The sequence below is a fragment of the Saccharothrix algeriensis genome (assembly GCF_016907655.1).
In the GTDB taxonomy this organism is placed as follows: Bacteria; Actinomycetota; Actinomycetes; order Mycobacteriales; family Pseudonocardiaceae; genus Actinosynnema; species Actinosynnema algeriense.
This window is the reverse complement of record NZ_JAFBCL010000001.1, coordinates 2,245,995-2,264,721: the sequence shown is the minus strand read 5'-3', so window position 1 is coordinate 2,264,721 and position 18,727 is coordinate 2,245,995. Positions and strand designations below refer to the sequence as shown.

Annotated in this window: 24 protein-coding genes; 17 read left to right on the top strand and 7 right to left on the bottom strand. The window is 75.3% G+C overall.

Translation table 11 applies throughout. The features are described 5' to 3' along the window. Positions 1 to 31 precede the first annotated feature (31 nt). Entirely contained in the window at positions 32 to 532 is a 501-nt protein-coding gene (locus tag JOE68_RS10100; RefSeq protein ID WP_204842049.1) for a pyridoxamine 5'-phosphate oxidase family protein, read from the top strand. 22 nt (positions 533 to 554) lie between these two features. On the opposite strand, the gene JOE68_RS10095 is transcribed toward JOE68_RS10100, so the two are convergent. Next, complete coding sequence (locus JOE68_RS10095) at positions 555 to 2,582, bottom strand: ATP-dependent DNA helicase (protein WP_204842048.1); 2,028 nt, start codon at positions 2,580 to 2,582, stop codon at positions 555 to 557. Positions 2,583 to 2,928: 346 nt separating this feature from the next. On the opposite strand from JOE68_RS10095, the gene JOE68_RS10090 reads away from it, so the two are divergent. Beyond that, positions 2,929 to 3,585, top strand: coding sequence for a hypothetical protein (locus JOE68_RS10090; RefSeq protein WP_204842047.1), 657 nt, complete (start codon positions 2,929 to 2,931; stop codon positions 3,583 to 3,585). 61 nt (positions 3,586 to 3,646) lie between these two features. Here the strand turns inward: JOE68_RS10090 and JOE68_RS10085 are convergent, their stop codons facing one another. Then, entirely contained in the window at positions 3,647 to 4,216 is a 570-nt protein-coding gene (locus tag JOE68_RS10085; RefSeq protein WP_204842046.1) for an isochorismatase family protein, read from the bottom strand. A gap of 16 nt (positions 4,217 to 4,232) precedes the next feature. Further along, positions 4,233 to 5,507: a nicotinate phosphoribosyltransferase gene (locus tag JOE68_RS10080; protein WP_204842045.1), complete on the bottom strand. Its 1,275-nt coding sequence runs from the start codon at positions 5,505 to 5,507 to the stop codon at positions 4,233 to 4,235. A 90-nt stretch (positions 5,508 to 5,597) separates the two neighbouring features. Here JOE68_RS10080 and clpS point away from each other — a divergent pair, with 90 nt between their 5' ends. The 7 genes from clpS to JOE68_RS10045 are packed head-to-tail and all read left to right on the top strand — an operon-like array spanning position 5,598 to position 9,459. After that, on the top strand, positions 5,598 to 5,897 hold the full coding sequence (clpS, locus tag JOE68_RS10075; protein ID WP_184692693.1) for an ATP-dependent Clp protease adapter ClpS: 300 nt from the start codon (positions 5,598 to 5,600) through the stop codon (positions 5,895 to 5,897). Then, on the top strand, positions 5,894 to 6,451 hold the full coding sequence (locus JOE68_RS10070) for a DUF2017 domain-containing protein (protein WP_204842044.1): 558 nt from the start codon (positions 5,894 to 5,896) through the stop codon (positions 6,449 to 6,451). The genes clpS and JOE68_RS10070 overlap by 4 nt, the downstream gene beginning before the upstream one ends. Then, a complete protein-coding gene (locus tag JOE68_RS10065; protein ID WP_204842043.1) occupies positions 6,451 to 7,143 on the top strand; it encodes a P1 family peptidase in 693 nt (230 codons plus the stop codon). Before JOE68_RS10070 ends, JOE68_RS10065 begins: the two co-directional genes overlap by 1 nt. Positions 7,144 to 7,153: 10 nt before the next feature. Continuing rightward, entirely contained in the window at positions 7,154 to 7,672 is a 519-nt protein-coding gene (locus JOE68_RS10060) for a DUF2231 domain-containing protein (protein WP_204842042.1), read from the top strand. Positions 7,673 to 7,720: 48 nt separating this feature from the next. Next, on the top strand, positions 7,721 to 8,176 hold the full coding sequence (locus tag JOE68_RS10055) for a M67 family metallopeptidase (RefSeq protein WP_307819612.1): 456 nt from the start codon (positions 7,721 to 7,723) through the stop codon (positions 8,174 to 8,176). A gap of 56 nt (positions 8,177 to 8,232) precedes the next feature. Further along, positions 8,233 to 8,505, top strand: coding sequence for a MoaD/ThiS family protein (locus JOE68_RS10050; protein ID WP_204842041.1), 273 nt, complete (start codon positions 8,233 to 8,235; stop codon positions 8,503 to 8,505). A 3-nt stretch (positions 8,506 to 8,508) separates the two neighbouring features. Continuing rightward, positions 8,509 to 9,459: a PLP-dependent cysteine synthase family protein gene (locus JOE68_RS10045; RefSeq protein WP_204842040.1), complete on the top strand. Its 951-nt coding sequence runs from the start codon at positions 8,509 to 8,511 to the stop codon at positions 9,457 to 9,459. A gap of 237 nt (positions 9,460 to 9,696) precedes the next feature. Here JOE68_RS10045 and JOE68_RS10040 read toward each other — a convergent pair whose 3' ends face one another. Continuing rightward, entirely contained in the window at positions 9,697 to 10,347 is a 651-nt protein-coding gene (locus tag JOE68_RS10040; protein ID WP_204842039.1) for a polysaccharide deacetylase family protein, read from the bottom strand. Positions 10,348 to 10,780: 433 nt separating this feature from the next. On the opposite strand from JOE68_RS10040, the gene JOE68_RS10035 reads away from it, so the two are divergent. Continuing rightward, positions 10,781 to 11,563, top strand: a complete 783-nt coding sequence (locus JOE68_RS10035; RefSeq protein ID WP_204842038.1) for an MBL fold metallo-hydrolase — start codon at positions 10,781 to 10,783, stop codon at positions 11,561 to 11,563. Between the two features lie 102 nt (positions 11,564 to 11,665). On the opposite strand, the gene JOE68_RS10030 is transcribed toward JOE68_RS10035, so the two are convergent. After that, positions 11,666 to 12,502, bottom strand: a complete 837-nt coding sequence (locus tag JOE68_RS10030; protein WP_204842037.1) for an SMP-30/gluconolactonase/LRE family protein — start codon at positions 12,500 to 12,502, stop codon at positions 11,666 to 11,668. Between the two features lie 393 nt (positions 12,503 to 12,895). Here JOE68_RS10030 and JOE68_RS10025 point away from each other — a divergent pair, with 393 nt between their 5' ends. The 5 genes from JOE68_RS10025 to JOE68_RS10005 are packed head-to-tail and all read left to right on the top strand — an operon-like array spanning position 12,896 to position 16,030. Further along, the gene (locus JOE68_RS10025) at positions 12,896 to 13,513 is read left to right on the top strand and encodes a rhomboid family intramembrane serine protease (protein ID WP_204842036.1); all 618 of its coding nucleotides are present in this window, start codon (positions 12,896 to 12,898) and stop codon (positions 13,511 to 13,513) included. Then, the gene (gene murI, locus JOE68_RS10020) at positions 13,510 to 14,304 is read left to right on the top strand and encodes a glutamate racemase (protein WP_204842035.1); all 795 of its coding nucleotides are present in this window, start codon (positions 13,510 to 13,512) and stop codon (positions 14,302 to 14,304) included. Before JOE68_RS10025 ends, murI begins: the two co-directional genes overlap by 4 nt. A 17-nt stretch (positions 14,305 to 14,321) precedes the next feature. Continuing rightward, on the top strand, positions 14,322 to 15,131 hold the full coding sequence (locus JOE68_RS10015) for an MBL fold metallo-hydrolase (protein WP_204842034.1): 810 nt from the start codon (positions 14,322 to 14,324) through the stop codon (positions 15,129 to 15,131). Beyond that, entirely contained in the window at positions 15,121 to 15,624 is a 504-nt protein-coding gene (locus JOE68_RS10010) for a hemerythrin domain-containing protein (RefSeq protein WP_204842033.1), read from the top strand. The genes JOE68_RS10015 and JOE68_RS10010 overlap by 11 nt, the downstream gene beginning before the upstream one ends. A gap of 10 nt (positions 15,625 to 15,634) precedes the next feature. Continuing rightward, on the top strand, positions 15,635 to 16,030 hold the full coding sequence (locus tag JOE68_RS10005) for an OsmC family protein (RefSeq protein WP_307819611.1): 396 nt from the start codon (positions 15,635 to 15,637) through the stop codon (positions 16,028 to 16,030). A gap of 191 nt (positions 16,031 to 16,221) precedes the next feature. Here JOE68_RS10005 and JOE68_RS10000 read toward each other — a convergent pair whose 3' ends face one another. After that, entirely contained in the window at positions 16,222 to 16,740 is a 519-nt protein-coding gene (locus tag JOE68_RS10000; RefSeq protein ID WP_204842032.1) for a DUF2231 domain-containing protein, read from the bottom strand. A 54-nt stretch (positions 16,741 to 16,794) separates the two neighbouring features. Between JOE68_RS10000 and rph the strand changes: the two genes are divergently transcribed. Both rph and rdgB read left to right on the top strand, forming a co-directional pair. Further along, positions 16,795 to 17,559 carry a ribonuclease PH gene (gene rph, locus JOE68_RS09995; RefSeq protein WP_204842031.1) on the top strand — a complete coding sequence of 255 codons (765 nt, stop codon included), beginning with the start codon at positions 16,795 to 16,797 and terminating at the stop codon, positions 17,557 to 17,559. Continuing rightward, positions 17,556 to 18,161, top strand: coding sequence for an RdgB/HAM1 family non-canonical purine NTP pyrophosphatase (gene rdgB, locus JOE68_RS09990; protein WP_204842030.1), 606 nt, complete (start codon positions 17,556 to 17,558; stop codon positions 18,159 to 18,161). Before rph ends, rdgB begins: the two co-directional genes overlap by 4 nt. Before the next feature lie 70 nt (positions 18,162 to 18,231). On the opposite strand, the gene bcp is transcribed toward rdgB, so the two are convergent. Next, on the bottom strand, positions 18,232 to 18,705 hold the full coding sequence (bcp, locus tag JOE68_RS09985) for a thioredoxin-dependent thiol peroxidase (RefSeq protein ID WP_204842029.1): 474 nt from the start codon (positions 18,703 to 18,705) through the stop codon (positions 18,232 to 18,234). Positions 18,706 to 18,727 lie beyond the last annotated feature (22 nt).

Genomic DNA, 18,727 nt, shown 5'->3' with positions numbered 1-18,727 from the left:
CGCCCGCCCGCGCTGCCGGCAGGCTGGGCGCGTGCACGAGACCCCTGAAGACCTCGCGTGGCTGCAACGCCTGCTGGACGACTCGTACGCCGCCGCGGGCCGGCACCTGCGCTCGGTCGTCACCGAGGAGCGCCGCCTCGACGCCGCCGGGGTGGTCGCCGAGCTGGGCGCGATGCGCGTCATGGCGCTGGCCACCGCGACGGCGGCGGGCGAGCCGCGGGTCGGCCCGGTCGACGGCCTGTTCTACCGGGGCAGGCTGCACTTCGGGTCGGGCGCCGACTCGCTGCGCTTCCGGCACATCCGCGCCCGTCCCGCGGTCTCCGCGTCGGTGATCGACGGCGAGCGGTTGCAGGTCACGGTGCACGGCCGGGCCCGGCGGGTGGACCCGGCGACGGACCCGGCGCTGACGGCGTTCCTGGTCGGCGTGTACGGGCAGCGGGCCTGGGACGAGTGGCTGGGCGCGCTGCCGTGGGCCCGCGTCGAACCCGACCGCATGATCACCTTCCTGAACCGCTCCGCGCGACGGGGCTGACCGGCGGGCCGCCGCGGCGGGCTCAGCCGGCCGCGGCGTCCAGGCGCTTGAGGGCCGCGCGGACCACCTCGGGGTCGTAGGTCGTCCAGAACGGCGGCAGCGAGGCGCGCAGGAAGCCGCCGTAGCGGGCCGTCGCCAGGCGCGGGTCGAGCACGGCCACCACGCCCTTGTCGCTCATCGACCGGAGCAGGCGGCCGGCGCCCTGCGCCAGCAGCAGGGCCGCGTGCGTCCCGGCGACGGTGAGGAAGCCGTTGCCGCCGCGGGCCTCCACCGCCTTCTGCCGCGCCGACGCCAGCGGGTCGTCGGGGCGGGGGAACGGGATGCGGTCCATCACCACCAGCTGCAGCGCGGGTCCGGGCACGTCCACGCCCTGCCACAGCGACAGCGTGCCGAACAGGCAGGTGCGGGCGTCCTCGGCGAAGCGCTTCACCAGCAGGCCGGTCGCGTCGTCGCCCTGGCACAGCACCGGGTGGTCGAGCCGGCCGCGCAGCGCCTCCGCCGCCGCCTTGGCCGCCCGCGTGGACGAGAACAGGCCGAGCGTGCGCCCGCCCGCCGCGGTGACCAGGCCCTCCAGCTCGTCCAGGTAGGCGGGCGGCAGGCCGTCGCGCCCCGGCGGCGGCAGGTGCCTGGCCACGTAGAGGATGCCGCTCGCGCCGTGCTCGAACGGCGAGCCGACGTCCAGGCCGGACCAGCGCGGCCCGCCGCCGTCCGAGGGCGGTTCCCGGTCGGTCGCGGCGCCCTCGGCCTTGCGGGCGGCCGACGCCGCCGGCAGGCCCCACTGCCGGGCCAGCGCGTCGAACGTGCCGCCCAGGGTCAGCGTGGCCGACGTCAGGACGGTGGTGCGCTTGCCGAACAGGCGCTCCCGCAGCAGGCCGCCCACGCCCAGCGGGGCGACCCGCAGCGACGGGGCCCTGCCGCGGTCGGCGAAGTCGCCCGACACCCACACCACGTCGTGGTCGTCGTCGAACGCCCCCAGGATGCGGGCCGCGCAGTCGTGCACCTCGTCCAGCAGCGACCGGGCCAGCTTGCGGGACGTCGCGCCCTCCACGTCCTCCTTGCGGTCGGGCCCGAGGGAGGAGATGCAGGCGTGGGCGGCGTCCTTGGTGGCGCGCAGCGCGCCCTGCAGCGCCGGCGGCAGCGAGTCGAGCCGGCCCGCCGGGGCGTCCTCCAGGACCATCGCCAGCCCGTCGCCCGCCTCGGCCATGCGGTCGGCGACGCCCTGGTCGATCAGGCGCCCGCAGCGCCGGGCCGCCGTCGCCACCAGGGCCGCGCTCAGCTCCTCGGTCGCCACCGACGTCACGCGGTCCACCAGGTCGTGCGCCTCGTCGATCACCACCACGTCGTGGTCGGGCAGGACCTGGTAGCCCTCCAGCGCGTCCACGGCCAGCATCGCGTGGTTGGTGACCACCACGTCGGCCCGGCCCGCCTCGGCCCGCGCGCGCTCGGCGAAGCAGTCGACGCCGACCGGGCACCTGGCGACGCCCAGGCACTCGCGGGCGGTCACCGAGACCTGCCGCCACGCCTGCTCGGTCACGCCGGGCACCAGCTCGTCGCGGTCGCCGGTCCCGGTGTCGGAGGACCACTCGCGCAGCCGCTTGACCTCGCGGCCCAGCCGGGAGACGGCGAACGGGTCGAACAGGCCCGCCTCCTCCGGCTCGTCCGGCGCGCCGGTGTGGACGCGGTGCAGGCACAGGTAGTTGCGGCGGCCCTTGAGGATCGCGAAGCGCGGCTCGCGGCCCAGCTCCTTGCGCAGGGCCTTGGCCAGGCGCGGCAGGTCGCGGTCCACCAGCTGCCGCTGGAGCGCGATCGTCGCCGTCGAGATGACGACGGTGGACTCCTCGGCGACCGCGTGCCGGATCGCCGGGACCAGGTACGCCAGCGACTTGCCGGTGCCGGTGCCCGCCTGCACGGCCAGGTGCTCGCCGGTCCGGATCGCGCGCTCCACGGCCTCGGCCATGTCGACCTGGCCGGTGCGCTCGGCTCCGCCCACCGCCGCCACGGCCACGGCGAGCAGGGACCTGGTGGAGGGGATCGCGGTGGTGGACGGCACGGCGAAGACCGTACCCGGCGGCGGCTCCGCGACCGGGCCGGCACCCACCCGTGCCCGCGCCGCCCGGTCGGGTCCCGGTCCGCCTGCCCACCCGCGCCCGCGTCGCCCGGTGGCGCCCGGTCCGGCCGTGCCCGCCCGAGCCCGGCCACCGCCCCGACGCGCACCGCGCCGGAACGGCCGGCCGGCGGGGTCGCCGCCGCGCACCCCCTCGTGAGGGGACCGCGAGTTCCATCGCTCGACCAGATGAAAAACCGTGCCCTGCGAGTGATGTTTCCGCCGGCCGCGGAGAACTCGCCGCGGGGCGAACGATCATTCCGGGCGAACGCGAAACCAGAAGGGCAATCCCATGAACCACATCCTCGCGCGCCGGGCCGGGGCGGTGGCCGCGGCGCTGGCGCTCACCCTGGCCGGCGCGCCGGCCCACGCGGCGAACCCGGCGGGCGTCGCGTCCGTCGGGGCGGCCGACTTCACCCGGGCGGGCCAGCGGGTCGTCGTGCCGGTGCTGGCCCGCTGCGCGGTCGAGGGGCCGACCTCCGCCTCGTCGCCCGCGGTGTCCGAGCCGGGCATCCGGTTCGGCGCGGGCACGTCCTCCTGCACCACGACCGTGCTGGACGCGCAGCAGCACACCACCCGGACGCAGTCCGTCGCGGAGGGCTCCGACTTCGAGCTCTCGGCGCTGGTGCCGGCGGGCGGGCCGCGGCTCAGGATCGGCAAGTGGCGCATCACCTGCACCGGCGACCAGGCGGGCACCTCGGCGGGCTGGTCGCTGGGCGGCGCGAGCGGGTTCGCCGGCCTGCCCGACGAGATCCCGGTCAACCACCTGCACGAGGTCAAGGACTCGGCCGGCGCGGTCCTGGCCCGGATCACCTTCAACGAGGTGCTCGTGCCCGAGCCGAACGACGGCAGCATCGCGATGAACGTCCTGCGCCTGCGCTTCACCGAGGCTTCCGGCGCCACCGGTGAGGTCGTGCTCGGCTCGGTGGCCTGCTCGCCCACCCCGTGAGCCGCGCGGCCCGGCCCCGCCGACCGCGGGGCCGGGGCCGGCGCGGGTCAGCCGGCGCGGGTCAGCCGACGCGCGGCGCGCCGTGCAGGGCGACCCCGGCCTCGCGCAGCCGGTCCAGCGCGGCGTCCACCGTCGCCCGCCCCACCCCGGCGGTCAGGTCGAGCAGCACGGTGGTCGTGAAGCCCGCCGCGGCGGCGTCCAGCGCCGTTGCCCGCACGCAGTGGTCGGTGGCGATCCCGACCACGTCGACCCGGTCGACGCCCCGCGCCCGCAGCCAGTCCGCCAGGCCCTCGCCGCCGCCCGAAGCGCCCTCGAACCCCGAGTACGCCGCGGCGTAGGCGCCCTTCGAGAACACCGCCTCGACCGCCGTCACGTCCAGCTCCGGGTGGAACGACGCGCCCGCCGTGCCCGCCACGCAGTGCACCGGCCACGAGTCGACGAAGTCCGGCGTCTCGCTGAAGTGCCCGCCCGGGTCCACGTGGTAGTCGCGGGTCGCCACCACGTGGTCGTAGCCGCCGGCCGCCACGTGCGCCGAGACGGCGGCGGCGACCGCCGCCCCGCCCGCGACGGCCAGCGAGCCGCCCTCGCAGAAGTCGTTCTGCACGTCCACCACGATCAGCGCCTTGGTCATGTCGCCCTCCCTCTCCTCAGCGGAACGTCGTCGGGATCGCGGGCTCGCCGCGCGACAGCTTGAGACCCTCCCACGGCACGGTGACCAGCGCGGCCCGCAGCCGCTCCCGGCTCTCCGCCAGCGAGTCCAGGCCCTCGACCCGCTGCCCGCCGCGCACCAGCGGCACGGGCAGCAGCCGGTCGTGCGGCCCCGCCTCCGGCGCCTCGCCGGCGGGGAACACGACCTCCTCCAGCGCGGTCCCGGTGTCCTTGTGCCGCCGCAGCGCGCACTTGTGGCCGCCGCGCGACTCCTTGTGCGAGCTGCGCTTGGCCACCGGCCGGCCGGCCACCTCCACCAGCTTGTAGACCATGCCGGCGGTGGGCGCGCCCGAACCGGTGACCACCGAGGTGCCGACGCCGTAGGCGTCCACGGGCTCGGCGCGCAGGGCGGCGATGGAGTACTCGTCCAGGTCGCCGGACACCACGATCCGGGTGTTCCGCGCGCCCAGCGAGTCCAGCTGGTCGCGCGCCTGCCGGGCGAGCACGCCCAGGTCGCCCGAGTCGATGCGCACCGCGCCGAGCCCCGGCCCGGCGACCTCCACCGCGGTCTTGATGCCCGCCGTGATGTCGTAGGTGTCGACCAGCAGCGTGGTGCCCGCGCCCAGCGCCTCCACCTGGCTGCGGAACGCCTCCTCCTCGCTGTCGTGCAGCAGGGTGAACGCGTGCGCGCAGGTGCCCGCCGTCGGGATGCCGTGCCGCCGCGCGGCCTCCAGGTTCGACGTCGCGGTGAAGCCCGCCAGGTAGGCGGCGCGGGCCGAGGCCACCGCCGCGTCCTCGTGCGTGCGCCGCGAGCCCATCTCGATCATCCGCCGCCCGTTGGCCGCGCTCACCATGCGCGCGGCGGCCGAGGCGATGGCGCTGTCGTGGTTGAGGATCGACAGGGCCAGCGTCTCCAGCACCACGCCGACGCCGAACGGGGCGCGCACCGACAGGATCGGCGAGCCGGGGAAGTACAGCTCGCCCTCCGGGTAGCCGTCCACGTCGCCGGTGAACCGGTAGTCCGCCAGCCAGTCCAGCGTCGCGTCGTCCACCACCGCGGTGCGCCGCAGCAGGTCCAGCTCGGCGGCGTCGAACCGGAACGCCTCGATGGCGTCCAGCAGGCGGCCGGTGCCCGCGACCACCCCGTACCGCCTGCCCTCGGGCAGCCTGCGGGCGAACACCTCGAACACGCACGGCCGGTCGGCGGTGCCGTCGCGCAACGCCGCGGCCAGCATCGTCAACTCGTAGTGGTCGGTGAACAGCGAGGTCGACATGGGGTGTGAGCCTAGGCTCGCGCCGCCCGTTGACGCAGGAGGTGGCCCTATGGGCTCCGCCACGCGGCCGAACATGACACCATTGGCGGTATGACCACGCCCGTCGAGCATGAGCGGACGCAGGTTGACCCGGCGCCCGAGGAGGTCCGCACCGAGGACCGCCCATGGCAGACGCTGGTCTGGAACGACCCGGTGAACCTGATGTCCTACGTGACGTACGTGTTCCAGAAGCTGTTCGGCTACAGCCGTGACCACGCGACGAAGTTGATGCTGGACGTCCACCACAAGGGCAGGGCGATCGTGTCGTCCGGATCGAAGGACAAGGTGGAGGCCGACGTGGCCAAGCTGCACGCGGCCGGGCTCTGGGCGACCATGCAGCGTTCGTCGTGAAGAAGTGGACGCGCAGCGGCGACACGGTCCGGGGCCGGTTCGACCGCCAGGAGGCCGCGGTGGTGCGCGGCCTGGTGAGCCAGGTCCAGGACATGCTGCTGGCCCGCGCCGAGGAGGCGCCGCAGGACGAGCTGGCGGAGCTGACCGGCATCCGGACCGGCCCGTCGTCGCCGCCGGACGACCCGATCCTGGGCCGGCTGCTGCCCGACTTCCACCGCCTGGACCCGGACGCGCCCGACCCGTCCGAGGTGGACTCGGCCAACGCCCTGCGGTCGCTGCACGAGCCCGAGCTGCTGGACCGCAAGACCGGTGTCGCGGCGGTCGTGCTGGAGACGTGCCCGCCCGACGGCGGCGAGGTGCGGCTGCGGCTGGAGGACGCCGAGGCGTGGCTGTCGGCGCTCAACGACGTGCGGCTCGCGCTGGGCACGGCGCTGGACGTGCAGGACGAGATGCCCGACGAGCTGCCGCCCGACGACCCGCGCTCGCCCCACCTGGGCGTCTACCACTGGCTGACGTGGGTGCAGGAGACGCTGGTCGAAGCGGTCATGGACTGATGCCCGCCGACGGGGTGCCCGCCGACGGGGTGCCTGCCGGTGGGGCGCCTGCCGGTGGGGCGCCTGCCGGTGGGGCGCCTGCCGGTGGCCTGCTGGTCGGCCGCGCGCCCGGGGTGGTGGTCGTGCTGGCCCCGGCGGGCGCGGTGGCCGGCGTGGACACCCGCGGCGCGCCGCTGGGCACCCGGGAGCTGGACCTGCTCGACCCGTCGGCCCTCGTGCAGCGCGTGCACGCGGTCGTCCTGGCGGACGTCCTGGCCGCGGCCGACGGCGTCGTGCGGTGGCTGGCGGAGCGCCACCACGGCTTCCGGGTCGGCCCGCTGCCGCACGAGGTCGTGCCGATCGTGCCCGCCGCCGCGGTCGGACCCGCGGCGGGCGGCGCCACCGAGGACGTCGCGGACGCCGAGGCCCGCGGCTACGCGGCGTGCGCGGCGGCCGTCGCCGGGCCGCCACCCGCCGTCGTCCGGGTGGGCGGGACGGCGGCGGCGCTGGTCGTGGTGGACGCCGCGCTGGACAAGGCCGCCTGCCGGCGGGTGGCGATGTCGGCGCACGACGGGCTGGTCCGCGCCGGCGTGCGGGTGCCGGCCACCGCCTTCGCCCTGGCCACGGGCGTCGGGACCGGCGCCGCCCTGGACGACCTGTGCACCGCCGCGGCGCACGGGGTGTTCGCGTGTGCGGAGCCCGTTCGCGGGTAACCAAGCCGGTATGAGCCGGTTGACGCGGGTGTTGCGGTGGATCGAGGAGAGCAAGGGGCTGGACCGGGCCGCGGGGGCGCTGGCGGAGGCCATCCCTTCGGCCATCCGCAGCTCCCGGGTGCTGCGCGGGCAGCCGCTCGGGCACCCGGCCCACCCGGCGGTCGTCCTCCTGCCCGTCGGGCTGTACGCGGCTTCGGCGCTGCTCGACCTCGTGCCCGGTGAGGGCCGGGCGGCCCAGGCGGTGATCGGGGCCGGGCTGATCACCTCGCCCGCCGCCATCGTGACCGGGCTCGCCGAGTACACCACCCTCGACCAGCGGCAACGGCGGACGGCGTTCGTCCACCTCGTGGCCAACGCGACGGCGACCGCCTGCTACCTGACCTCGTTCCGGCTGCGCGTCCACGGCTTCGGGGTGGTCGCCCGCGCGGTCTCGACCCTCGGCCTCGCGGCCGTGGGCGCCGGCGGGCTGCTGGGCGGCCACCTGTCGTACTCGCAGGCAGCCGGGGTGCAGCGGGAACCCGTCGAGTAAGCGGTCTCACGAAGCGGGACGCCTTCCGCCACCACGTAGGATGAACACGTGCTGGTTATTCGCCGTGACCTCGTCGACGCGATGGTGGCGCACGCCCGTCGTGACCACCCGGACGAGGCATGTGGGATCATCGCGGGCCCCGAGGGCTCAGACCGCCCCGAGCGGTTCATCGCGATGGACAACGCCGAGCGCTCGCCGACGTTCTACCGGTTCGACTCGGCCGAGCAACTGAGGATCTGGCGCGAGATGGACCGGAACGACGAAGTCCCGGTGGTCGTGTACCACTCGCACACCGCCACCGAGGCTTACCCGTCGCGCACCGACATCTCCTACGCCAGCGAGCCCGACGCCCACTACGTCCTGGTGTCCACGCGGGATCCGGAGCAGCACGAGCTGCGCTCGTACCGGATCGTGGACGGCGTCGTGACCGAAGAACCGGTCGAGGTGGTCGAGTCGTACATGTTCGCGCACAACGGCGCGGACGACGCGCCCGACTGCCGCTGAAGCGCCGTCGCTCCCCGCACCACTCCCGAATTCAGGCTCTTCTCGGAGGTTCCAGCATGGCCGTCACCGTCTCCATCCCCACGATCCTGCGCACCCACACCGGTGGGCAGAAGTCGGTCGAGGCCGCGGGCACGACGCTCGCCCAGGTCATCGACGACCTGGAGGCCAACCACGGTGGCCTGAAGGCGCGCCTGGTCAAGGAGGGCTCGCTGCACCGGTTCGTCAACGTCTACGTCAACGACGAGGACGTCCGCTTCGCGGGCGGGCTCGACGCGGCGGTCAAGGACGGCGACACCGTGACGATCCTCCCGGCCGTCGCGGGCGGCTGAGCCGTGGCCCGGTACGAGTCGCTGCTCGACGCGGTCGGCGGCACGCCCCTGGTGGGGCTGCCGCGGTTGTCCCCGTCGGCGGACGTGCGGCTGTGGGCGAAGCTGGAGGACCGCAACCCGACCGGCTCGATCAAGGACCGCCCGGTCCTGATGATGATCGAGGAGGCGGAGCGGTCCGGGAAGCTGCGGCCCGGCTGCACGATCCTGGAGCCGACCTCGGGCAACACGGGCATCGCGCTGGCCATGGCCGCCAAGCTCAAGGGCTACGGCCTGGTCTGCGTGATGCCGGAGAACACGTCCACGGAGCGCAAGCAGCTGCTCCAGGCTTACGGCGCGCGGATCGTGTTCTCGCCCGCCGCCGGCGGGTCCAACCAGGCGGTCGCACGGGCCAAGGAGCTGGCCGCGCAGAACCCGGACTGGGTGATGCTCTACCAGTACGGCAACCCGGGCAACGCGGGCGCGCACTACCACGGCACCGGTCCGGAGCTGCTCAAGGACCTGCCGACGATCACGCACTTCGTGGCCGGCCTGGGCACCACCGGCACGCTGGTCGGCGTCGGGCGCTACCTGCGCGAGCAGAAGCCGGACGTGCAGGTCATCGCCGCCGAGCCGCGCTACGGCGAGCTGGTCTACGGCCTGCGCAACCTCGACGAGGGCTTCGTGCCCGAGCTGTACGACGCGGAAGTGCTGACCGGCCGCTACTCGGTCGGCTCGTACGACGCCCTGCGCCGCACCCGGCAGCTGCTGGAGGTCGAGGGCATCTTCGCGGGCATCTCCACGGGCGCGATCCTGCACGCCGCGCTGGCGGTGGCGGAGAAGGCCGTGGGGCGCGGGGAGCCGGCGGACGTGGCGTTCGTCGTGGCCGACGCGGGGTGGAAGTACCTGTCCACCGGCGCGTACGCCGGGACGCTGGACGAGGCCGCCGAGCGGCTCGACGGCCACCTCTGGGCGTGAGGGAGGGAGCCCCCCGGGGCTCCCTTCCCCTGTCCCGCAACGGTTCCCGCCCTTCGGCACGGGCCTGTCCCGGTCCTGTGCCGTATGCGGTCCCCCTTCTGCGCGAGGGCTTCTGCCCGCGGCGCGTGGATTTGCCCGTCGCGCACGGGCTTCGTCCTGCCCCGCGCCGGATCCGGTTGTCCCGTGCGGGCGAGCCGCCGACCGGCGGCTCGCCCGCACGGCGGTCGCCCGCCCGAGCTACGGCGCGACGACCCGCCCGTCGGCGGTGATCCGCCCCGGGCACAGCCCCTTGGCCCGCAGCCCGCGCACGATCTGGGGCACGGCGTCCACGGTGTTCTGGTAGCCGTCGTGCATCAGGACCACGCCGCCCGCCGTGGCGCTGGTGGCCGACCGCACGATCGCCTCGGTGGACACCCCGCTCCAGTCCCGCGTGTCCACCGTCCACAGCACCTCGGTGAGGCCCTGGCGGCGCGCCTCCTCCCGCACGGCGGCGTTGGTGTCGCCGTAGGGCGGGCGGAACAGCTTCGGCGTGCGGCCGGTGATGTGGCGCAGCCCGTCCTGGGTGTCGGCGATCTCCCCGGCCAGCTCCTCCGGGGTGAGGGTCGTCAGGCGCGGGTGCGACCAGGAGTGGTTGCCCAGCCACATGCCCGCCCGCGCGGTGGCCCGCACCAGGTCCGGGTGCCGCTCGGCGTTCGAGCCGATGTCGAAGAACGTGGCCCGCGCGCCCACCGACCGCAGGGCGGCCAGCAGCGGCCGGGTGTGCCCCGCCGTCGGGCCGTCGTCGTAGGTCAGCGCCACGTGACCGGAGCAGCGGGGGGCGGCGGCGTTCGCGGGAACGGCCGGCGCGACGAGCAGCAGGGCGACGACGAGGAGGGTCCTGAGCAGCATCTGCGCTCCTTAATGAGGTGTCCCCCCACTATCCGATCGCCCGGTGGAGCGGACAACGGTTTCTCCGGATGCCGTGGTCTCAAATGGCCGGAGTGGTGACGTCGAATAGCGCCGCGGTCCATTCGGGCCGGTCCCGCCGGCAGCTCCCGGTATTCCCGGGCGTCCCCGGCCCATCGCGGCGCGACCCTGCCGGCCGCTCGGCGCGCGGTCGGGATTCCGCCTGCCGCCCAGCGCATCCGGCGGCCGGGCGGTCCGGCCGCCCGCGGTCGGCGCGGGGTGGCCGCCGAACCGGCCGCGGGGCCGCGCGCCCACCCCGAACCGGTGCCGAACCCACGGCCGGGGCATTCGAGTGAATCTCGCCCCCGCGCATTGCCAGGACCGGCCGGCGGCCTTTTCCGCAATTCGGCCGACCGGCGGCTGCTATCGTGCCGCCATGCAATTGACGGTGCTCGGTTGTTCGGGCAGCGCGCCCGGTCCCGATCTGCCCACTTCGGGTTACCTCGTCGAAGCGGCGGGCGTCCGGATCGCGGTGGAACTCGGCGGTGGCGTGCTCGGCCCGCTGCAGCGCCGGTGCGACCCGTTCGACCTGGACGCCGTGCTGCTGTCGCACCTGCACCTCGACCACTGCGCCGACTTCAGCGCCCTCACGACCTACCTGCGCGCGCACCCGTCGCCGCCGGCGGCGTTCGACCGGCTGCGGGTGCTCGCGCCGTCCCACGCGCCGTCCCGGCTGGCCGCCGCGCACGCCGCGTCCGAGGAGGAGCTGGCGGAGCTGCGGCTGGAGGACACCTTCGACTTCGTGCCGCTGGCGGCGGGCCGGTTCGCGGTGGGCCCGGTGACGGTCGACGTCGCGCCGGTGCGGCACATCTGCGAGGCTTACGCGTTCCGGATCTCGCACGGCGGGGTGTCGCTGGTGTTCAGCGGCGACACGGTGCCGTGCCCCGAGCTGGTGGGGCTGGCGCGCGGCGCGGACCTGCTGCTGGCCGACGCGGCGTGGCGGGAGCAGGCCGGGCGCGCCGACTACCTGCACATGAGCGGCCGGGAGAGCAGCGCGGTGGCGGCGGAGGCGGGCGTCGGGCGGCTCGTGCTGACCCACGTGCTGCCGTGGTCGGACCGGGAGGGCGTGCTCGCCGACGCGGCGGAGGCGTTCGCCGGCCCGGTGTCGCTGGCCGAGCCGGGCGCGGTCTACGTGGTCCAGCCTGCCCCGATCGGGTGATACCGGCCGGGTTCACCCGGTGCGCCGGCCGGGTCGGCGCGGCCGGTCCCGCCGATGCGGCGCCGGTCGGCGCGGCGGCGTGGCGCCGGTCGGCCCGGCGGGTCAGCCCGCGAACGCGGTGGACGGCTGCCCCTCGCCTGCGCCGGGCACCACCAGCACCGAACCGGCCAGCTCGCCCGGCGCGTCCCCGGCCCGCGCCGTGGTGACGTAGAGGTCGGTGAAGTCGTGGCCGCCGAACGCGCACGCCGTCGGCTGCCCGACCGGCAGCTCGACCTCGGCGTCGAGCCGGCCGTCCGGCGCGTAGCGGCGGACGGCCGCACCGCCCGGCAGGGCGACCCAGATCGCACCCGAGGCGTCCACGCACAGCCCGGCCGGCCGCCCGCGGTCGACCTCGGCGACCACCCGCCGGTTCGTGGCGTCCCCGGAGTCGCGGTCGAAGTCCAGCACGTCGACGCGGCGCGCGGCGGAGTCGGCGTGGTACAGCAGCGCGCCGTCGGGGCTCCAGCCGATGCCGTTGCCCGCGCCGACGCCGTTCAGCACGACCTTGGCGTCCCCGTTCGGCTCGACCCGGGCGAGCCAGCCGGTGGGCTCCCCGTCGTACCGGGCGGTGCCGGCCCACAGCCGGCCGGCGGCGTCGACGGCGGCGTCGCTGCTCCGGTACCCGTCGCGGGCCCAGTACACCAGCCAGGTCTTCGCGCCGTCCTCGTCGACGAGCGCGACGCCGTCCCTCAGGTTCATCACCAGCCCGCCCCGCGCGCGCGGCTTGGCCGCGCCGACGTGCTGCGGCACGGCCAGCACCGCGTCGTCACCCCGGCCGGGGGAGTACCGGTGCACCTCGCTGCCGAGGACGTCGACCCACAGGAGCGTCCCACTGGCGTGGTCCCAGGTGGGCGCCCCGCCCAGCACGGCCTCGGCCCGGACCGCAACTTCGATCGACACCGCCCCAGCGTAGGCGCAGCCCGAGCCACGGCTCCGCAGGCGTACCCCCAGCCGGCGCACCCCTGGGAGAGATCCCACCACCCGACCACGACATTTCCGCCCGCACGAGCTGAGAACCACCTCAGCTCCCACCTCCGCCGCCCGCCTCCACCTCAGGCCCCGCCCCGCCGCCCCCGCCCCGCCGCCTACGCCCCGTCGCCCATCGCCCGACCGCCTCGCCGCCCGCCGCCCGACCGCCTCGCCACCCGCCGCCCACCGCCTCGCCGCTCCGAGCCGCCCCACCGCCCCGCCGCGAAGCCCCGCCACCACCCCACGGCCCCAGGGCCGCCCGCCCCGAGCCGCCCCGCCGCGATCCGCGCCCTGCGGCCCGCCCTTCGGACGTAGCCTGGAGGCGTGGATCCCACGGCTGTGTCCCCGGCGCGCAGGTCGCCGGCCAAGCGCGTCATCCCGCCGAACCCGGTGCTGTCGGCGGTCGTCGTGTCGGGTTTCGTCGGGCTGCTCTTCGTGGTCGAGGCCGTCGACGCGGTGCTGGGCGGCCGGTTCGACGACGACGGCGTCATCCCGCGCGACTTCACCGAGTGGGACAACCTCCTCTGGGCGCCCGTCCTGCACGCCGGCTGGGCGCACGTCACCGGCAACGCGGTGCCGCTGCTCGTCCTGGGCTTCCTCGCGTCCTCCGGCGGCGTGCGGCAGTTCCTCCAGGTCACCGCCGTCATCTGGCTGGTCGACGGCCTGGGCGTCTGGCTCGTCGGCTCGCCGGGCAGCCACATCGGGGCCTCCGGGCTGGTCTTCGGGTTCCTCGCCTTCCTGCTGCTGCGCGGCCTGTTCGCCCGCTCCGCCGCCCAGATCGCGGTCGCCCTCGTGGTGTTCGCGCTCTACGGCGCGATGCTGTGGGGCGTCCTGCCCGGTCAGCCGGGCATCTCCTGGGAGAGCCACCTGTTCGGCGCGCTGGGCGGCGCGCTGGCGGCCTGGGGCGTGGCCCGGGACGACCGCCGGGCCGTCGCCGCGTGACCGCCGCGGACGCGCCGATCGGCGTCTTCGACTCCGGGGTGGGCGGGCTGACCGTCGCCCGCGCGATCATGGACCAGCTGCCGGAGGAGAGCATCCGGTACGTCGGCGACACGGCGAACGCGCCCTACGGCCCGCAGCCCATCGCGCAGGTCCGCAAGCTGTCGCTGGAGCTGTTCGACCGGCTCGTCGACGACGGCGTGAAGATGCTGGTGATCGCCTGCAACACGGCCTCCTCGGCGTGCCTGCGCGACGCCCGCGAGCGCTACGACGTGCCGGTGGTGGACGTGATGCTGCCCGCCGTCCGCCGCGCCGTCGCCACCACCCGCACCGGGCGGGTCGGGGTGATCGGGACCCAGGGCACCATCGGGTCCGGCGCCTACCAGGACCTGTTCGCCGCCGCGCGCGACGTCGAGGTGACCGCCGTGGCGTGCCCCCGCTTCGTGGACTTCGTGGAACGCGGCACCACGTCCGGCCGGCAGGTGCTCGGCCTCGCCCAGGCTTACCTGGAGCCCCTGCAGCGCGCCGAGGTCGACACCGTCGTCCTCGGCTGCACGCACTACCCGTTGTTGACCGGCGTGTTGCAGATCGTGATGGGGGAGGGCGTGACGTTGGTCTCCAGCGCGGAGGAAACCGTGAAGGACGTCGTCCGGGTGCTCACCGACCGCGACCAGTTCCGCTCCGGGGACCCGGATCTGCGGTTCTCCTGCACCGGGCCGGTGGAGTCGTTCGCCAGGCTGGCACGCCGATTCCTGCCCCGGTTGGAAAACGCGTCCTTCCACCCCCACGCATGATTTGGCACTCTCCAACGGTGTTGTTGACCATCCTCGGCTGCTCGGGCAGCCTGCCGGGACCGCAGGGCCCCGCCTCCGGCTACCTCGTCGAGGCGGACGGCCGCCGGATCGCGCTCGAACTGGGCAACGGTGCGCTCGCCTCGCTGCAAGCGCACTGCGACCCGTTCGGGCTCGACGCGCTGCTCTTCTCGCACCTGCACCCGGACCACTGCGCCGACTTCACGACGCTCGCCGTGACGCGCCGCTACCACACCCACCCACCGCACGACACCACCGAGAACCGGCTGCCGGTGCACGGCCCGTCCGAGACGCCGCGGCGCCTCGCCCGCGCCTACGCCGAGAACGCCGAGGAGCTGGGCGCCACCGACCTGTCGGACGTGTTCGAGTTCCACCCGCTCACCGCCGACCCGATCCGCGTCGGCCCGTTCGAGATCACCGCCGCCCGCGTCGACCACCCCGGCGAGTCCTACGGGTTCCGCATCGCCACCGCGAACGCGTCCCTCGCGTTCACCGGTGACAGCGGGCCGTGCGACGCGCTGCTGACCCTCGCGCGCGGCGCGGACGTGCTGCTGTCCGAAGCGACGTGGACGCACTCCGCCGACCGGCCGCCCGGCACGCACCTGTCGGGGGTGCAGGCGGGCGAGCTGGCCGCGGCGGCGGGGGTGGGCAGGCTGCTGCTGACCCACGTCGCGCCGTGGACCGACCCGGAGGCGGTGCTCGCCGAAGCGCGCAGCCGGTTCGAGGGGCCCGTCGAACTGGCGCGCCAGGGCGCGAAGCACGCGGTTGACCGCCCTGTGCTCCGGGTAACAGGCGGGCATGGCAACTGATGTCGTCGAACTGATCCTGGCCGACCACCGCCGGTTCGAGGAGCTGTTCCGCCAGCTCAGGGACCGCTCCTCCGACCGGTCCGCGCTGCTCGGCGAGCTGGCGGCGCTGCTGGTCGCCCACGCCGAGGCGGAGGAGTCGGAGGTCTACCCGGCCCTCAAGCGGTACCGGGAGGTCGACGCGGAGGAGGTCGACCACGGCGCCGAGGAGCACGCCGAGGGGCACCAGGCGCTGCTGGCGCTGATGGAGGAGGCCGACACCGGGTCGGAGGAGTGGGAGGAGAAGCTGGAGGAGCTGGTCGACGCCCTCAACCACCACGTGGACGAGGAGGAGCGCACGATCCTCAACGACGCGCGCGAGCAGGTCGCCGACGAGCGCCGGGCCGAGCTGGGCGAGCTGTTCGCCCGCGTCCGCCAGGACCGGCTGGACGACGACTGCGGTGACCTGGAATACGTCCGCAAGCTGGCCAAGGCCACGGCCGACCGCATCGACTAGCGTCGGGCGCGTGTCGAACGTCGAGGTGCGTCGGGTCGGTAAGCACGAGTTCGTGGCCACCAACGACCGGGGCGCGTCGGTGCCGATCGGCCGCAAGGGCGCGGAGGGCGCCTTCACGCCGGTCGAGCTGCTGCTGGCGGCCGTGGCGGGCTGCGCGATCGTGACGGCGGAAACGCTCATCACCCGACGGGTGGGCGACGGGCTGGTGGCGCGGGCGGACGACGTGCGGCCGGCGGGCGCCCACCAGCTGGACGCCGTGCCCGTGACGCTGGACTACGACGTGTCGTCGCTGACCCCGGAGCAGCGCGAGGCGCTGGACACGACCGTGCGACGGGCGATCGAGCGGCTGTGCACGGTCTCGCGCACGCTGGAGAAGTCCCCGCCGGCGCCGCTGATTCTGCCCTAGGGCGACCCCGGAGGCCGCGACCCGACCGGTCCCACCCGGACCCGCTCGGTGCGCCGCCGAACCGGGTCCCCGAACCCGGCGGCGGAACGCGACGGCCGGGTCCCAAGGCGGAACGCGACGGCCGAGTCCCGCGGCGAAACGCGACGGCCGAACGCGACGGCCGGGCCCGCCACCGCGCCGGCGCGCCGGAGCTAGCTCGTGCCCACCCCGTCGTACACGGCGGTCGAGCCGCTGTGCCCGATCCGCACCGTCTGGACCGTCGTCGCCGCGCCGGCCGCGATCACCAGCACGGCCACCACGACCGAGATCCGCCGCCACGTCCTGGGCACGGCGGTGTCGTCCGCCGCCGCCGCGCGCTCCCGGTCGGCGAGGCGGCCGGCGACCAGCAGCGCCACGACCATCACCCCGAACCCCAGCGCGAACGGCAGCAGGTCGTTGCCCTGCTCGGCGTGCTGCCGGATCAGCGGGTTCTCCAGCGCCGCCAGCCGGGCCTCCAGCTGCTCGCCCGCCTCCTGCGCGGGCAGCACCGAACCCACCCCCAGCAGCGTGATCACCAGCACCGGCCACGCGTAGCGCTGCCGCCAGCGCGGCACCACGGCCAGCGCGGCGGCCGAGGCGGCGGACAGGGGGAGGAGCACCACGACGGCGTGGACCAGCAGCGGGTGCGCCGGGAGACCGAAGACCGTCACCAGGTCGTCTGCGAGTGCCATGCCTCTCCCTACGCCAGTGGGACCCTCCCGGGTTCAGCGCCTTAGGGTAGTGCCGTGCTGAGGACCGATGGCAGGAACGACGACGTACTGCGCGACGTCAGGATCACCCGGGGCTTCCAGCAGTGGCCCGCGGGCTCGGTGCTGATCGAGTTCGGCAACACGCGCGTGCTGTGCGCGGCCAGCGTGACCGAGGGCGTGCCCCGGTGGCGGACGGGCCAGGGCAAGGGCTGGGTGACGGCCGAGTACGCGATGCTGCCCTCCGCCACCCACACCCGCAGCGACCGCGAGTCGGTGAAGGGCCGGGTCGGCGGGCGCACCCACGAGATCTCCCGCCTCGTCGGCCGCTCGCTGCGGGCGTGCATCGACCTGGCGGCGCTGGGCGAGAACACCATCGTCATCGACTGCGACGTCATCCAGGCCGACGGCGGCACCCGGACCGCCGCGATCACCGGCGCCTACGTCGCCCTGGCCGACGCGGTCACCTGGCTGGGCGCGGCCGGTCGCCTGGCCGACCCGCAGCCCCTGTCGTGCGCGGTGTCGGCCGTGTCGGTGGGCGTCGTGGACGGTCGCGTGCGGCTGGACCTGCCCTACGAGGAGGACTCCCGCGCCGAGGTCGACATGAACGTGGTGGCCACCGACGCGGGCACCCTCATCGAGGTCCAGGGCACCGGCGAGGGCGCGACGTTCGCGCGGTCCACCCTGGACCGGATGCTGGACCTGGCGCTGGCCGGCTGCGCCGAGCTGAACCGCGCGCAGTCCGCGGCGCTGGCCCTGCCCTACCCCGGCGTGCTGCCCGAACCGAAGGGGCGCAAGAAGTGAAGGTCCTGCTCGCCTCCCGCAACGCCAAGAAGCTCGGCGAGCTGCGCCGCATCCTGGAGGCCGCGGGCGTCGCCGGCGTCGAGGTCGTGGGCCTGGCCGACGTGCCGGAGTTCCCGGAGGCCCCGGAGACCGACCCGACCTTCGAGGGCAACGCGCTGGCCAAGGCGCGCGACGCCGCCGCCGCCACCGGCCTGCCGTCCGTCGCGGACGACTCGGGCATCGCCGTCGACGCCCTGAACGGGATGCCCGGCGTGCTCTCGGCGCGGTGGTCCGGGAAGCACGGCGACGACGCGGCGAACCTGGAGCTGCTGCTGGGGCAGCTGCGCGACGTCCCGGACGAGCGCCGCGGCGCGGCCTTCGTCTGCGCGGCGGCGCTCGTCGCGCCCGGCGGCGCGCAGGTCGTGGTGCGCGGCGAGTGGCGCGGCGAGATCGTCCGGGAACCGGCCGGCGCCAACGGTTTCGGCTACGACCCGATCTTCCGGCCGGAGGGCTGCGCCGGCACGTCGGCCGAGCTGTCGCCGGAGGACAAGGACCGGCTCTCCCACCGGGGCCGCGCGCTGCGCCTGCTGCTGCCGCACCTGCGGGAGCTGGCCGGGGGGTGACCGCGCTGACCGCCCGGCGCCGGCGCGCCGGACGGTCCCCTCGCGACACCGGCGCGCCGGCGGCGCCCGGTCAGGCGGGCAGTTCGCGCAGCAGCTTGGCCACGTGGCCGGTCGCGCGGACGTTGTACATGGCCTTGGCGACCTTGCCCTCCGGGTCCACCAGGAACGTCGAGCGGATGACGCCCTGCACGGTGCGGCCGTAGTTCTGCTTCTCGCCGAACGCGCCCCACTCGGTCAGCACCGCGCGCTCCACGTCGGACAGCAGCGGGAAGTTCACGCCCTCCGCCGCGGCGAACTTCGCCAGCTTCTCCGGCTTGTCGGGCGAGATGCCCACCACGTCGTACCCGGCGCCCGCGAGCGCGCCGACGCTGTCCCGGAAGTCGCACGCCTGCTTGGTGCAGCCGGGCGTGCCCGCCGCCGGGTAGAAGTAGACGACCACGGAACGCCCCAGGTAGTCCGACAGCGAGACGGGCTCGCCCGCGCTGTCGGGCAGCGTGAACGCCGGGGCCCGGTCGCCGGGGGACAGTCGCTTCTGCTCGGTCATGGCCCCAGACGCTACAGGTCGG